Source organism: Flavobacterium sp. CG_9.1 (assembly GCF_015751645.1).
In the GTDB taxonomy this organism is placed as follows: domain Bacteria; phylum Bacteroidota; class Bacteroidia; order Flavobacteriales; family Flavobacteriaceae; genus Flavobacterium; species Flavobacterium xanthum.
In genome coordinates this window covers 55,051-70,562 of record NZ_JADOVC010000001.1, presented here as the reverse complement: position 1 = coordinate 70,562, position 15,512 = coordinate 55,051, and the positions used below count along the sequence as shown (strand labels likewise).

At 35.3% G+C, this 15,512-nt stretch carries 13 protein-coding genes; 7 read left to right on the top strand and 6 right to left on the bottom strand.

Going from position 1 to position 15,512, the window contains the following annotated elements:
- Window positions 1-22: 22 nt before the first annotated feature.
- The 3 genes from IWX83_RS00335 to IWX83_RS00325 all read right to left on the bottom strand — a co-directional run bounded on the left by IWX83_RS00335 (window position 23) and on the right by IWX83_RS00325 (window position 3,631).
- Window positions 23-2,146 (bottom strand): DUF4301 family protein, encoded by a 2,124-nt coding sequence (locus tag IWX83_RS00335; protein ID WP_196826875.1) that lies wholly within the window; start codon window positions 2,144-2,146, stop codon window positions 23-25.
- Window positions 2,101-2,730, bottom strand: coding sequence for a nicotinamide riboside transporter PnuC (gene pnuC, locus IWX83_RS00330; RefSeq protein WP_066080646.1), 630 nt, complete (start codon window positions 2,728-2,730; stop codon window positions 2,101-2,103). Before pnuC ends, IWX83_RS00335 begins: the two co-directional genes overlap by 46 nt.
- Window positions 2,731-2,866: 136 nt before the next feature.
- On the bottom strand, window positions 2,867-3,631 hold the full coding sequence (locus IWX83_RS00325; protein WP_370568381.1) for a geranylgeranylglyceryl/heptaprenylglyceryl phosphate synthase: 765 nt from the start codon (window positions 3,629-3,631) through the stop codon (window positions 2,867-2,869).
- Between the two features lie 57 nt (window positions 3,632-3,688).
- Between IWX83_RS00325 and IWX83_RS00320 the strand changes: the two genes are divergently transcribed.
- From IWX83_RS00320 to IWX83_RS00310, 3 genes are all read left to right on the top strand, one after another.
- Complete coding sequence (locus IWX83_RS00320; RefSeq protein WP_196826873.1) at window positions 3,689-4,285, top strand: Crp/Fnr family transcriptional regulator; 597 nt, start codon at window positions 3,689-3,691, stop codon at window positions 4,283-4,285.
- 164 nt (window positions 4,286-4,449) lie between these two features.
- Entirely contained in the window at window positions 4,450-4,737 is a 288-nt protein-coding gene (locus tag IWX83_RS00315; RefSeq protein ID WP_196826872.1) for a hypothetical protein, read from the top strand.
- Window positions 4,737-5,126, top strand: a complete 390-nt coding sequence (locus IWX83_RS00310; protein ID WP_196826870.1) for a group III truncated hemoglobin — start codon at window positions 4,737-4,739, stop codon at window positions 5,124-5,126. The genes IWX83_RS00315 and IWX83_RS00310 overlap by 1 nt, the downstream gene beginning before the upstream one ends.
- On the opposite strand, the gene IWX83_RS00305 is transcribed toward IWX83_RS00310, so the two are convergent.
- The gene (locus IWX83_RS00305) at window positions 5,123-5,782 is read right to left on the bottom strand and encodes a 4'-phosphopantetheinyl transferase superfamily protein (protein ID WP_196826868.1); all 660 of its coding nucleotides are present in this window, start codon (window positions 5,780-5,782) and stop codon (window positions 5,123-5,125) included. The two genes, IWX83_RS00310 and IWX83_RS00305, sit on opposite strands and share 4 nt — an antisense overlap.
- Before the next feature lie 249 nt (window positions 5,783-6,031).
- On the opposite strand from IWX83_RS00305, the gene ahcY reads away from it, so the two are divergent.
- Together ahcY and IWX83_RS00295 are read left to right on the top strand one after the other, a co-directional pair.
- On the top strand, window positions 6,032-7,348 hold the full coding sequence (gene ahcY, locus IWX83_RS00300) for an adenosylhomocysteinase (RefSeq protein WP_132065532.1): 1,317 nt from the start codon (window positions 6,032-6,034) through the stop codon (window positions 7,346-7,348).
- A gap of 1,227 nt (window positions 7,349-8,575) precedes the next feature.
- Window positions 8,576-8,899 carry a hypothetical protein gene (locus tag IWX83_RS00295; protein ID WP_196826866.1) on the top strand — a complete coding sequence of 108 codons (324 nt, stop codon included), beginning with the start codon at window positions 8,576-8,578 and terminating at the stop codon, window positions 8,897-8,899.
- Between the two features lie 332 nt (window positions 8,900-9,231).
- On the opposite strand, the gene IWX83_RS00290 is transcribed toward IWX83_RS00295, so the two are convergent.
- Window positions 9,232-9,675 carry a nucleoside deaminase gene (locus IWX83_RS00290; RefSeq protein WP_073352638.1) on the bottom strand — a complete coding sequence of 148 codons (444 nt, stop codon included), beginning with the start codon at window positions 9,673-9,675 and terminating at the stop codon, window positions 9,232-9,234.
- Window positions 9,676-9,769: 94 nt separating this feature from the next.
- Here IWX83_RS00290 and IWX83_RS00285 point away from each other — a divergent pair, with 94 nt between their 5' ends.
- Together IWX83_RS00285 and IWX83_RS00280 are read left to right on the top strand one after the other, a co-directional pair.
- Complete coding sequence (locus IWX83_RS00285; protein ID WP_196826864.1) at window positions 9,770-11,551, top strand: 1-deoxy-D-xylulose-5-phosphate synthase; 1,782 nt, start codon at window positions 9,770-9,772, stop codon at window positions 11,549-11,551.
- A 143-nt stretch (window positions 11,552-11,694) separates the two neighbouring features.
- Complete coding sequence (locus IWX83_RS00280) at window positions 11,695-12,729, top strand: DUF3078 domain-containing protein (protein WP_196826862.1); 1,035 nt, start codon at window positions 11,695-11,697, stop codon at window positions 12,727-12,729.
- 44 nt (window positions 12,730-12,773) lie between these two features.
- Here the strand turns inward: IWX83_RS00280 and IWX83_RS00275 are convergent, their stop codons facing one another.
- Complete coding sequence (locus IWX83_RS00275; protein ID WP_196826860.1) at window positions 12,774-15,434, bottom strand: T9SS-dependent M36 family metallopeptidase; 2,661 nt, start codon at window positions 15,432-15,434, stop codon at window positions 12,774-12,776.
- Window positions 15,435-15,512: the final 78 nt, after the last annotated feature.

The window sequence follows — 15,512 nt, the reverse complement described above, 5'->3', positions numbered from 1 at the left end:
CTTTGGGATTGATTCAGTAAATCTATTTATATTGATGCGCTGGTTTCAACAAGTCATTCACAGTCTTGACTGGATTAAACGTGATCAGGGGAACCTCAACAAATACCGTTAACCAGTTTGCCATTGCACCATTCCAGAGACCAGGCAATTCATAAGCCTTAATGTTCTTGCCAGCGGTGTTTTTCTCCACTATGAATCCACTGTTGTGATCGACAAATTGAGGCAGATCAAATTTTTCGTTTTTATAATTTTTTATCCCGCAAACTAAATCAACAGGATTAAAATGAGTAGCGGCATTAAGGATCCCTTTTTGATGGTCTCTTTCCAAATCAACTTGAGAACTTTCTACAATTTGCAATGAAATTGCATCCTGCTCATTTCTTACCCAAAATGGCCCGCCGCCTGGTTCTCCTTCATTTTTTACCATTCCGCATACGCGTATGGGCTTATTTAAAGCCGCCTTAAGGGAGTCCACTTTACTTTCAAAACTACTTTCGTAAAAATCTTCACGCAGGTTAATACACAATTTTTCCTTTATAAAAAGAACCATTTCCTCTACTAATTCTATCTGAATTGTTTCAGAATTCAAGGCACTTAAATAACGGAACACCTCTTGCTGTAGGGCTAATAATATACCCGCCAACCCTTTCTTGTACAAAGAGATTTTCTCGATATTATTTTGAATAACGTTATCAATATTTTTGATAAATACAATATCAGCATCCAGATTATTCAAATTTTCAATTAAAGCACCGTGTCCTCCAGGTCTAAAAACCAGTTTTCCTTTTTCATCTCTGAAAGGCTTATTTTTCATAGTCACAGCGAGCGTGTCAGTACTCTCGTTTTGATAGGAATAACTAACATTTATAGCCACACCAGCTTGGTCTTCAATTCTAGCTTTGATGTTATTTATTATACTTTCGAAATGCTGTTGATGTGATTCTGAAACCGTAAAATGCAAATTAGAGCAGTTAATTGCACTTGAATAATGAGTACATTCATGCAAATGCTCTTCCACCGGAGTTGCAATATGAGTTTTGTATTTGTGAAAAGGAAGAATCCCTTTTGGTTTATTAGCAAAATCAAAAGCATCGGATGACAAAAGCATCTTTATAAAATAATAATTCTTTAGACTTCGATCCATTACATCAAAACCTGCGAATTCAGCTTTAAGCTTACTATCAATGGCATCAAAAAAAGGAAATTTTTCCATTCCTACGATAAAAACAGCAAGTTTATTGGCTTTTTTACGGTTAATATAGGCATTTATAGATTCGTTTTCAAAATCAAAATCATTGATAAATTCAGTTAAAAACTTAAACATTCTACTTGCAGCGCCTGATGCAGGAACAAATTTATTTAATTTCAAGTTGGATTTGTGTGCATCAAAGAAACTGGCATTTTCTTTAAAACCTTTTTCTGACACTTTCAAAACTCCATTTGACAAGGTTGCGGGACGAACCAAATTTACTTTGGAAATTCCATATTTAAAAAAATTCAATTGCTTTTGAATATTTTTTATTGGAATTCCATGCTCATAAATTTGAATGAAATCAAGGGACGAAAACCCTAATTCTCTTGCTAAAGTCAAATCGTCTATAATCGATATTGCTTTTTTAAGTCGTAAGTCCTTATCACCGGAAAGGGTAATAAATGGTTTATTATTGTCTAGTAAAGATTGTTTAAACACTGCAAAAACAGATTCTCTGCCCTCCGCTTTGTCTCTCAAATCGTCTTTTTCCCACGGCACATCAATATCCGTAAGGAAGAATAAATCGTATTGATGCTCGCAAGCCGCTTCATCTAATGAAGGATCACAATAATTGTAATAAACTTCAGAGAAAACCTTAGTTACCATTAAGTTGGTGTCGCAAAAAAGATAGTTATTGGCAATTAAAGCGCGTTCATTTTCTAATTTAGTCTGACCATAAGCAATAGGCATCATATCCTCACGATCACATACTTGTTGCGTTGTCTCCCATTTCTCCTGCAGGTATTCCCGGGCAAACTCTGGAACCCATCCGGTTTTATAATAGTCCGCAAGCTGTCTGGCTAATGTAGTCTTGCCCGTGCTTTCGGGACCAAATAAGGCTATTTTAATTATTTTTGTGGCTCTACTGCTGAGCTGTCTGAGATTTTCTTCCATTCTAAATAGCCAAAAATGGCGACTACGGTAAATACTATATATTGAAAACTGGTAAAAGTATAGCCTTTCGCAAAATATAAAGGTATTGAAATCAAGTCTCCAATAATCCAAAATATCCAGTTCTCGACTTTCCTTTTTGCCATGAGCCACATTCCTACAAAGAAAATTCCTGTAATAAATGTATCTACATACGCAAACCAAGTGGTAAATTTATCAAAATAGTGATATACCGAAACCACAAAGGCGACGGTAAATATAAAAAGAATTATCGCAATTCGTTTTTCTGAGCTTGAAATTTTTGATATTGGAAACGCAACGCTGTCCCCTTTTTTTCGAGTCCAATGGTACCAGCCATAAATACTCATCACGAAATAATACCCATTAATCATCATATCGCCCCACAAAACCCATTTCCAAAGCAAATAAACGAATATGGAAGTACTCACTAATCCCGTTGGAAAAACCAAAATATCATCTTTTTTAGCATACCAAACACTCAACAAGCCAAAAATAACCGCTACAATTTCTAGGATGATATCTAATGTTGGATAGGATCTGTATTGGGCAAAAAAATATTCTATCATGTTTACATTTGGGATTTACGAAATTAGACTTAGGTTTTCATGCCGCATTTACAAATTGTTTGTTAAGTTGCTCAAAAACCTTAAACGAATGGCCAATTTGGTAGCGCTCCAATTATAAATCAGTAAGCAACACACTTTAATTAAAAAAAGAGACGTCCTTTTCAAAAGCAGTTCCTATTACGACCAAATCTGCACCTGAATCGTAGGCTTTCTGAATTCCCTGCAAATCTATAATTCCGCCTCCAACAATCAGCGGAATTGTGATGTTTTTTGAAATTAATCGAATCATATCCAGTGGAACTGCGCGCTTAGCACCACTTCCCGCTTCCAGATAAATCAATTTATTGCCTAACATCTCACTGGCTTGTGCAGTTGCCAGAGCTAAATCGAGATTGTTTCTGTCCAAAGGTTTAGTTTTGCTGATTCTTTCTACCGCAGTTTCGCTACCACTTTCAATGAGCATATATCCAGTGGCAATGATTTCGAGTTGGGTTTTTTTTAAAATAGGTGCTGCTTTCACTTGATGTCCAATTAAATAATCAGGATTTCTTCCTGAGATTAATGATAAAAACAAAATTGCATCGGCTTGATCAGAAATCTGCGAAGGATTTCCGGGGAAAAGTACGATAGGTAAATCACAGTTTATCTTTATCTTTAAAATTAATTCGTCTAGAATATTCTTTTCCACAAGGCTTCCACCAATAAAAATATGCGTTGCTGGTGACTGCTTAATTTTTGAAATTAAATGGGTAACATTTTCTAAAATTATTTTATCTGGATCAAGAAGAATGGCCAATAATTTTTGGTTCTTTACATTAGCCTCGAGTATCTGACTGTATATATTCTGCTTTTCATTTTTCATAATCGGCGTAAAAGTATACGTTTTTTTGAAAGTGAGCATTACTTTAAGAAAACTTATCTTTGCTTATAGATTCACAAACTTCACATTAACAAGCTTATGATCCAAATTGAAATGCTCGAAAAATATGATGCAGTGCGAAGGCTCTACAAAAAATCAGAAATAATTTTCGAGAAGGATAACTTTGCCACTCATTATTACCAGATTATTTCAGGAACAGTAAAAATGAATAATTTTAATGATGAAGGCAGGGAATTCGTGCAAGGATTTTTTTATGATAAACAATGTTTTGGTGAACCACCGTTGTTTCTAGAAAGAACCTATCCCGCTAATGCTGAAGCTGTAGAAGACTCCGAGCTAATCTGTGTTTCAAAAGCTAACTTCTTGAAATTAATAGCTGAAAATCCAGCTGTTTCCATTATCATGATTGAAAATTTAGCTCGCCGATTACATTATAAATCGGTTATGGCTGCTGAGATTTCCACACAAGATGCAGAGCATCGCTTATTACAATTATTTGACTACTCGATTGCTTATTTTAATTTTAAGAAGGAGCAAGAGGGTTTTCATATTGATTTGACGCGGCAAAAAATGGGTGACTTGACGGGACTTCGTGTCGAGACCGTAATAAGAGCCATCAAAACACTAGAAAAAAAAGGAGAACTTAAAATCGTCAATAGAAAAGTGTATCGATAAACAATATCCGTTAAGTAGAAGCTTTGTCAAAGGCTCAATCAAAGGATGACTAAATTTGACAAATAGTAAAACAGCTGCCGTACAGTAAGCATCATTATGATGTAGGTCATAAAATAGTGAATTCAAGAGCCTGTAAATTTGCAGTAACAAACAATTCAAATATTATGACACTATATAACAAAACACTTACCGACTTCAACAACAATTTCATAGGTTTTGCAACATTAATCGTTATTGGACAAAGTTGTCTGGGCTCAGTTGCTGCAATGAACATTCTTCGCAACGGAACTAGTTTGATACAAATGTTTCAATTAGGCTTGATTGTTCTAATTTGCATGTTGGTAAACACTTCGATTTTGGCGCAAATGAAACATAAGGTAATTTTCAACTTTACTATAATTAGCGCTATTTTGAGCATATCCTTAATATTTATTAACAAGATTATCATTTAATGAAAAAGCAAATTGAAAACCGTGACGATCTGAAACTTTTAGTTCGGACTTTTTATGACAAAATAAGAGCAGATCAGGAAATCGGTTTTTTCTTTAATGAAACGATAACGGATTGGGAAGAACATCTAGAAAAGTTGACCGACTTTTGGGAAGCGAATATCTTGGGTACAAAAAATTACAACGGAAATCCAATCACAGTCCATAATGCTGTAGACAAAAAATTCAACCATCAAATTACTTCCAATTTATTTGGAGTATGGTTGAATTTGTGGTTTGCAACTTTGGACGAACTTTTTGAAGGCGAAAATGTAGAGATTCTAAAACGTAGAGCCCAAAAAATGAGTACTTTCCTTTTTATGAATATTTTTAAAAGCCGGGAACATGCTTAGCTGATTTGAAAAGCGTAGACCAATGTAAAATTCTCTATTTCTTCAAAATGGATGTTAAAATCCTTGATTATGCTGCCAAAATGAAGTTCCGTTTGCCCTTGTTTATCTTTTATTTCAAAAGATTGCACTTTGATGTGATTTTTAAAACTGATTCCCTTTTCGTTTCGGATTTTGAAGATGGATTCTTTGGCGCCCCAGATTACAGTCAATTTCCGAATATAATCACTTTGGTTTTCACTCCCGAAGCCCGAAGTCTCGCGACGCAATAAAAACTGAAATTCTGAGTCGCAGAATTTATCTGCGATTCGGATAATCTTGTCTCTCTGCAATTCGATGTCGATTCCTACGGTTTTACTGCTTACGATAATCGCCGAAAACTCATGGGAATGGGTAATCGAAATGTGTTTGCCGTCATGTAAATGTGGTTTTCCTAATTCGTCATAATACAGATCAAAATCGCTGTAGCCTAGTTCTTGAAACAACTTCCGAACACTGAGAAAAGCACGCTGGTGCAATTGCGATTTCATTCCCTGGAGACGTATAGCATTTTTATCGTTTAACTGAACTTGATTGTGGAGCTCTTCAAAGGATTCGGTTATTTTCCAAACTAGAATTTGGGTGTCTGTACTAAAGTGGATGGTTTTGAATAATGGCATGGTAGTATTCTGATTTTTAGCCCCGATTGAAGTGGAAATCCTTTTTATTTTTCCTTTAAAAATAAAAAGATTGCAACAAAAAGCGGGAAATAGCTCCAAAAATTAAAAAATATTGGGCTTAAAAAAATTATTTTACTGATTTTTAAAACATTACAAAATTAAACAATTCATAAATATTTGTGATTCCTTTTAAAATCACAACTTATTATGTAATTTTGCAAAAAATTTACACTTACAAATATACTATAAATGAGTACTACAACTATGCCTTTTGTGGCTTTCAAAGTAAAAGACATTTCTCTAGCGGCTTGGGGAAGAAAAGAAATTGAACTAGCAGAAGCTGAAATGCCAGGTTTAATGGCGCTTCGTGCTGAATATAAAAACGAACAACCACTTGCTGGTTCTCGTATTGCAGGATGTTTGCACATGACAATCCAGACTGCGGTTTTGATTGAAACTTTAATCGCGCTTGGAGCTGAGGTGACTTGGTCTTCATGCAACATTTTCTCTACTCAAGATCAAGCTGCTGCTGCAATTGCTGCTGCTGGTATTCAAGTGTATGCGTGGAAAGGATTGAACGAGGAAGATTTTGACTGGTGTATTGAGCAAACTTTATTCTTTGGTGAAGATAGAAAACCATTGAATATGATTCTTGACGATGGTGGAGATTTAACGAATATGGTTATTGACCGTTACCCAGAATTAGTTGCTGGAATTAAAGGATTGTCTGAAGAAACTACAACAGGAGTTCACAGATTGTACGAAAGAGTAAAAGCGGGAACATTGCCTATGCCTGCTATCAATGTAAACGACTCGGTTACTAAATCGAAATTTGACAATAAATACGGTTGTAAAGAATCTGCAGTTGATGCAGTTCGTCGTGCAACTGATATAATGCTTGCTGCCAAAAGAGTAATTGTTTGTGGTTACGGTGATGTAGGAAAAGGAACTGCAGCTTCGTTTAGAGGTGCTGGGTCTATTGTAACCGTTACTGAAATTGACCCAATTTGTGCGCTTCAAGCGGCAATGGACGGTTTTGAAGTGAAAAAATTAGATACTGTTATTGCAACTGCTGATATTATCATCACAACTACTGGAAATAAAGATATCGTTTTAGGATCTCATTTCGAAAAAATGAAAGACAAAACTATCGTTTGTAACATTGGACATTTTGATAACGAAATTGACATGGCATGGTTGAACACCAACCATGGTGCATCAAAAGTGGAAATCAAGCCACAAGTAGATAAATATACCATTGCTGGAAATGACATCATCCTTTTGGCTGAAGGTCGTTTAGTAAACCTTGGTTGTGCTACAGGTCACCCAAGTTTTGTAATGAGTAACTCATTTACTAACCAAACGCTAGCTCAAATCGAATTGTGGAAAAACAGTGCGGCATACAACAATGACGTATACATGTTGCCAAAACATTTAGATGAGAAAGTAGCCATGTTACACTTAGCTAAATTAGGTGTTGAACTAGAAACGTTACGTGTGGATCAAGCAGATTATATTGGAGTTCCTGTTGAAGGTCCATTCAAACCAGAATATTACAGATACTAGTCCTATTTGTCATTCCGACAAAGGAGCAATCTGATTTATGATTTCATATTTAAAACCCTTGCAGCGATGTAAGGGTTTTTTGTTTTGGGCGTGACCCTGCGTAAAAACTGCGGGTCGGGCTTTTCACTTCAATCTTTACTCCACTGCGTTCCATAAAGGATTTCCATTGCAATCCCTCACGCTTCTGGACGTGTTTCGACATTGGAACACTAAACAGCTATTTTTAATATTAAAAAACCAACTTAAAAAAACGCTCCTATTTATCACACTATGCCCTCTTCCTACAAATAAATAAAAATTTGCTCCATCAAAACCACAAATAGAAAATCCATTTAGCGCCATAAATCAACGTAGAAAAGCCTCAAATTTAACAACAATCGAACCTCTTTCTCAAAGCAACAAAAAGGTTGTAAGAGCAAAGCTGGCAAGAGAAGTATAGAAACTAATAAAAATAATTGCAAGAAAAATGGGAAAATAAGGTCCTTTAAAAGCAATGCAAGAGTCTAAATAAGATAGCCCAGAAAAATAGTAGCAGTATTACTAACTAAACCTATTAGCTAGGTTTTTTTAAAAAAAATTATCTGTTAAAACTAAATATAATCTCAACACCTCTAATAAAACCCTTTAATTAGCATTTTATAGTACGTTTAACCTGCCCCTCCATTTATATTCTTTAATCGATAGAAAAATAGTTGCGCTCTACACCCAAAAAAAATTCCTAAATTATTTCACAACGGTACCTAAAAATTTAAAAGACATTTTGTTAAGATGGAGACGGGTTTTTCTACAAATGGAGATAATGGATGATTTATATGATAACCTATACTAATCATTCCACGCAAAACCATGTGGCAATTATGAAACTTATTCCTAAAATTATACAATAGTATATCCCATTATCATACTTAATTTTATATTTATTGATTTAATTATGATGAATGATAGTAACTGGAGTTCAGGAATGGGTTGGGGAATGTGGGTAATTCCGCCTGTTGTAATTATAATTATTGTTATTATTGTTTTAAAAAGAAACCGTAACAGCAAATAAATTTAGAGCAAGTTTAAGCAATCTTTTCTAACTCTTTAATAAAGAGTTGCTATTTGGACATAAAAAACTAGAAAAAATTAACCGCTTTGCTTTAAAAAATTATTGTTTAAAATCGAGCAACAGCGAAACTGAAGAACAGGCAACAGGGTTTCTGAAGAACTATTATAAACACTACCAAAATGGAAAATACAAAAATGGAAAGTTGCGTTGCAGCTTGTGAAACATGTGTTGAAGCATGCGAAACCTGCGCTACTGAAAACAAGGGAATGGCAGGAATGGAAAATTGCACAGAACTTTGCAATACCTGTAAGGACGCTTGCAATGAGTTAATTACTGCAAGTAAAAATAATGCAGACAATTTAGATGAACTTTGCAAAAAATGTGAAGAAGCGTGTACTGCATGTGCAGCGGAATGTGAAAAACATACAGATATGGAACAGTGTATGAAATGTGCTGACGCTTGTCGCAAGTGTGCATCGGCATGTAAAGCTATGCTTGCGTAGTTGATCAGTAAATTAGCATTATAATAAAGTAAACAATTTCGATTTTAATATAATGTACTAAACCCGTCAGCTTTAAGCGAGACGGGTTTTTTTAATAAATTACAAACATAGTTATTCTCTAAATGAAAGTATCAAAAAATAAGTTATATCTTATACAAAATATATTTGAATTTGGGACTAAGGATCGTGTACTTCCCTGTTTTAGAGATTTTTAATATTTTAAAAATAGAAAGTTTCGTAATTTAAAAATTGACACTAATTTTATAATTCGCGGCAATAAAACGAGAACGCATATTCAATTCTCAATTGAAATAAAGAGAGGAGCGTCTTGTTCATTTCCTCTTTTCTTTAAAAAAACGCTTCATTACATCAGCCGCTTCTGCGGCTAACACACCGCTAACCACTTTGGTTTTAGGATGCAATTGTGTACCCATTTTGACAAAACCACGATTTTCATCTGTGGCACCGTATACAATTCTCGAAATCTGACTCCAATACAAAGCGCCTGCACACATCTGACAAGGTTCCAGTGTGACATAAAGCGTGCAACCAATCAAATATTTCCCACCAAGATAATTCGCAGCAGCAGTAATAGATTGCATCTCCGCATGAGCCGTAACGTCATGGAGTAATTCGGTTAAATTATGACTGCTGGCAATCACTTTATTATCAATGACAATAACGGCGCCTACAGGAATTTCCTCTTTATCAAAAGCCATGACAGCTTCCTGCAACGCTTTTTTCATAAAATATTCGTCAGTGAAAGGATTTATCATGGTATCGACGGCAAATTTTGCAAATTTAAATTCTTTGTGGAACAAGTTTTTTTATCGAATGTAAAAATACAATTCCAAATCGTATATTTGCTTTATGTCAGCTAATTTACTTTCAAACCTAAACAACCCCGCCGATTTACGCCAACTAGAGGAAACGCAACTACCTCAAGTGGCTCAAGAGTTGCGCAACTTCATTATCGATATTGTCGCCGTCAAAGAGGGGCATTTAGGAGCTAGTTTAGGTGTTGTCGAACTTACGATCGCCTTGCATTATGTTTTTGATACCCCAAATGATTTATTGGTTTGGGATGTTGGTCATCAGGCTTACGGACACAAAATAATAACGGGAAGAAGAGATAATTTTCACACCAACAGGCAGTTGGGCGGCATTTCCGGTTTCCCAAAAAGAAGTGAAAGTGTCTATGATACCTTTGGCGTAGGCCACTCCTCTACTTCTATTTCGGCAGCATTGGGAATGGCAATAGCTTCTAATTTAAAAGGAGATTACAACAAACAACATATTGCAATCATTGGCGATGCCTCGATAGCCTCAGGAATGGCTTTTGAAGGCTTAAATCACGCCGGAGTTACTGATGCTAATTTATTAGTCATTCTAAATGATAATGCTATTGGTATTGATCCCAGCGTAGGCGCTTTGAAACAATATTTAACTGCTGTAAAAGCAGGGAAAAATCCGAGACAGAACAACATGATTAAATCATTGAATTTTGATTATTCGGGACCTATTGACGGTCATGATATTTTTGCCGTAATTAAAGAATTGAAACGTTTACAAAAAATAAAAGGACCCAAGTTCCTTCACATCATTACAACGAAGGGTAAAGGATTACAGCAAGCCGAAGAAAATCAGGTAATTTACCATGCTCCTGGCAAATTTGATGCTACAACTGGAGCGCTTCAGCCCAAATCCGAAGAAAACTTACCTCCTAAATATCAGGATGTTTTTGGCTTGACCATTTTAGATTTAGCTAGAAAAAACGAAAAAATTATAGGGATTACACCTGCGATGCCTTCCGGCTCCTCGCTAAAATTTATGATGGATGAATTCCCAAAACGGGCCTTTGATGTTGGAATTGCAGAACAACATGCGGTAACCTTAGCCGCAGGAATGGCAACCCAAGGAATGATCGTTTATTGCAATATTTATTCTACATTTTTGCAAAGAGCATACGACCAGGTGATTCATGATGTGGCTTTACAAAATCTTCCGGTGATTTTTTGTCTGGACAGAGCGGGTTTAGTGGGAGAAGACGGAGCAACACATCACGGTGTTTTTGATATAGCCTACTTGCGTTGTATACCCAATATGATTGTATATGCCCCTAGCGACGAAATTGCGTTACAAAATATTTTATATACCGCCCAATTAGGATTAAATAATCCAATCGCGATTCGGTATCCACGAGGACGTGGAGTAATTACTAATTGGCAAGCTACAAATTTAGGAAAGTATCAAGAAATAGAAATCGGTAGAAGCATTTGCAATAAGAAAGGCTCAAGAATTGCTGTCTTATCAAATGGGAGCATCGGTAACAATGTTACTTTGGCTATAGCCAAAATGCAACATCCAGAAACTATTGCACATTATGATTTTCCCTTTGTAAAGCCACTAGATGAAAAGGTATTACATATCCTATTCAACAACTTTAAAACAATAGTAACTATTGAAGACGGAACTGTAAAAGGGGGTTTTGGAAGTGCGATTCTTGAATTTGCCTCTGAAAATAATTATACCTCAAAAATAACCGTTCTTGGTATTCCAGATGAATTTATAGAACAGGGAACTGTAGCTGAATTACAACAATACTGCAAAATTGACGTTAAAAGTCTTGAAATCCTTTTTTCAAACTATTAAAATAATTATTTTGCCCTCTTAAACAAAATCGGTGATGAATTCAAAATAGCCAGTATATAGTGAGCCTGTTTTCATTGCATATCGGTATTGTAGAAGAAAATTATTGACTAAAAAACACCTATAATCCGTATAACGCCCCCTTAATGAAATTGTTAACCTACACGCTACTATTCCTTACCTGCTCCATCTCTTTTAATTGTTTATCTCAAGAAGTAACAAAAACATTTTTATACGATACGATTAGACCTGCCATTACAGTATTGGGCGCAAAAAAATCGCTAACTGTACCACTCAAAATACAAACTAAAACGCATTACCTTCCCTTAACCTATTGGAGTAAAAAAAACAGTTTAGGATTTGATATTTCTGAAGTCGCCTTTATCAATTGGAGTGCAGGAGGAACTAGTTCGATTTCAGGATTATTTAAAGGTAAATTCCACAGAGTTTATAACCGAAGTAATTACAATTGGTCAAACGAACTAATTTTTAAATATGGGTTGAATAAACAAGACGGAATAGACTTACGAAAAACAGAAGATGCGATTCAGTTTAACTCTACTTTTGGCTATCGAAAAGACACGCTATCTAATTGGTTCCATTCGGCTAAATTTAATTTCAATACGCAATTCACTAATGGTTATGCCTATCCAAATACGGAAAAAGCCATCTCAAAACCTTTTGCTCCGGCATACATTTTTATGGGAATAGGTGCTGAAAACATAGATAAGGAAAAGAGAAGAACATTTTATATCTCGCCATTTACCTTTAAAACCACCCTAGTTTTAGATCAAAGACTTGCTGATCAAGGAGCCTTTGGCGTTCCTAAAGCCATTTATGATTTAGATGGAAATCTACTTACAGAAGGGGAAAAATCAAAAATTGAACTTGGTTTTTTAATTACTAATAAATACAAAAAAGAGATTTTCAAAAATATCATTTTAGAAAATCGGTTGAGTTTATATTCTGATTATGTAAATCGTTTTGGAAACATTGATATTGATTGTGATTTGCAAGTAGAGCTCGTGGTAAATCAATATGTGAAAGCTAATATTGGAGCACATGTAATTTACGACGACGACATCAAATCAAAAAGAGAAATCGCAGGAATACAAGTAACTGAGGGACCAAAAACACAAATAAGACAAGCTATTGGGGTTGGAATAGAATATATATTTTAAATAAAAAAGTCCTGAAAAAACTTTCGGGACTCTTTAAAATAAAATTACTTTATGATGATTTTCTCTGTGTAGCTCAATCCTTCTCCTTTAATGTCCATTATATAAATACCTGGAGTGAGTTGGTTTAAATTAAACATTTTTTCGTTGTTAAAATCTTCTTTAGTGATAGAATAAACTTCTCTTCCTAAAATGTCAACTACTTTCATATCGACCGTACCACTATAGTTGTTAATTCGCACTGTAATATTTCCGTTAGATGGATTTGGAAAAACACTCATGACATTAGGATTATCAACATCAACAACAGCTAACGAACAGTTTGGTCCAGCAGATGGTCTCGTAAAATCTTCAATTTGATCATTACCCACATCCGTACTACCCGCTGATGCATTTGCACCTAAACCTCTAGCTGCAAAAACTTCCCAAATCATACAATAATCTTTTCCTCCTGTTATGGCTTGATCAGCTGCTAAAATTGCACTTCTGGCATCTACAAAGGTTGGACTACAAGGCTGTAATTTAATACCATCTAAAACAATTCGCATCAGTTTGTTATTTCCTCCTGTACCACTATATTTATTATTGTCATACCCATATTTATTGATGTAAGCCCATGTTAAATCCCATAGCATAGTGGCCCAAACAGATCCTACTCCGTGAACAGAAGTTTCCTCAACACCATTAGCGTCGAATGATTGAAAATTATTAGTAAAGGCGTAAGTCATCGGATTATTAGCTCTATCTGTTGAGTACACATAATTTCTAATTCCCAATCCATCCGGAGATTGAGAAGAAACAAACGTACCGATTCCTCTTTTTGCACCACCAAAATCTCCCGGTTTCAACTGCATCATTAATGCAAACCAATCAGACCAACCTTCGCCCATTTGGTCCTTATTATTCAAACAACTAGAATTATTACTTCCACCAGCCAAACGAATCGAGATTCCATGTCCGTACTCATGCGCAATTATACCATTATCAAAATCTCCATCTGCATTAACAAATGGTGTAGATTGTGTTTGTATTTTTACATTTACAGGGGCTGTCGTCATTTGGTTAATTATATCTTCCCCAATAGTGTTATTAACGCTAATTGCGGGTATCGTAATTCCTGCATCGGCACCTGACATCGATATATTTCCCTCCTCATTATTCACTACAATAACAGCAATCGCTCCAGCATTTTGCGCTGATTTTACTTTGACCACAAAATTGCAGCTTCCTCTTCTAAGTATAACAATTTTACCATTTAAAGCCGCTCTATTGGAAGGCGTTACGCATGCTTGTGAGGTGCCACCAGAACTGTCTAAATATAAAACCAAATCAGATTGTAAAAATTGAGGTGCGATAGGCAAATCAATACGTCCTGGACTGAAAGAGTTTTGAGTTGCCACATAATTTCCTGCCAAACTTGATGGTGAATTAATAATTAAAGGCCTAATTTCAGGACCTCTATTCCATAAAAACATTTGCATTCTACCTCTATTACCATCTACAGGAGAAGAAAAATTTGCATTGTTCAAACTAGGAGGTGCCGCTGCCGAACCATCTTGAGCTTCGGCATTTACATAATCTCCCGCCTTTCCACCACGCTCATAATTGTTTTCTTGAAAATTACCACTAGCTTCATCAAAACCATACTGATACCAGACATCATGCATTACATTATTCATGTAAAAAAGATTGGTATTAGCTGCATTAATATATGTGGATGCGGCTATATTTGTTCCTCCATAAGGAAAATCAAACATTAAGTCTACACCTCCATCTGGGCTCGCTCCATCATCAATATTAGCTGCTTTAAAATCATCTTTAGCCCACACATTATTACCTCGGGTTATCGTATAATCCGGACCAACTTGACCGTTAATGTCATGCCAGCCATAAGGAGATGCCTTAGCATCTGAAGGATTCGAAATTAATTGAAAAGGACCATGGCTTGGACTTTCAAAATTAAATGGAATAACACGATAAGCGCCTCCCGGCACAAAAGAAGAAGGCCCAGTATAAATTTGTTTAGGAGTTGCCCCTAAATTTTCTATTTGCGATTTTTTTGTTACCGAAAAGGCTTGCTCTTGATGGAAACTGCACGAAACAACTAAATCGTTTTTTTCTAACATTTTACCATTTAACGCATCGATTCTAACACTCCACAAATGATCATGAACTGGAGTGTGAATTGTAAAATCCCATGCCAAGACCAATTTATTGTCTTTTGCTTGGTGATACACTAAAGTACCAATTACCGGTTCCTCAGTCCCAGTACCATTACTTATCCTAAACTTATGTGACCCTAATTTATCTAAAACGGAAAAAGTAGTATTGGTTGTTATGCCTAAATGAAAATAGGCTTTCACTAGAGCATCCGTTGCAAGTAAAGTTGGATTTGTTGCGTTTACTTTCTGGGAGACATTATCAACTATTCTTTTTTGAACATCAATTACTTTTGTATTTTTTAAAGAAAAGTTAGAAACTGCCCTAAAAATTTCAATTCCTTGGTAACGCTGAATAACATAACAGTTTTGGATTCCAGAAGTTGTAGTTCCGCCTTCACTCTGAATTACCCAGTCGTTAAAATCACGATTTGAAATGATGCTTTTCGCACTCGGCGTAGTTAAATATTGCTGAATAACTTCTCTATTAGATTGCGAAAAAGCATAAAATGGTATTAAAAAAAGTAAAAAAAGTATGTTTTTTTTCATAAAAAATTATTAATTGGTCAATAAATAAATCCAAAAACAAATCTAATTTTTTAAATCTACATTAACAAATTAATAATG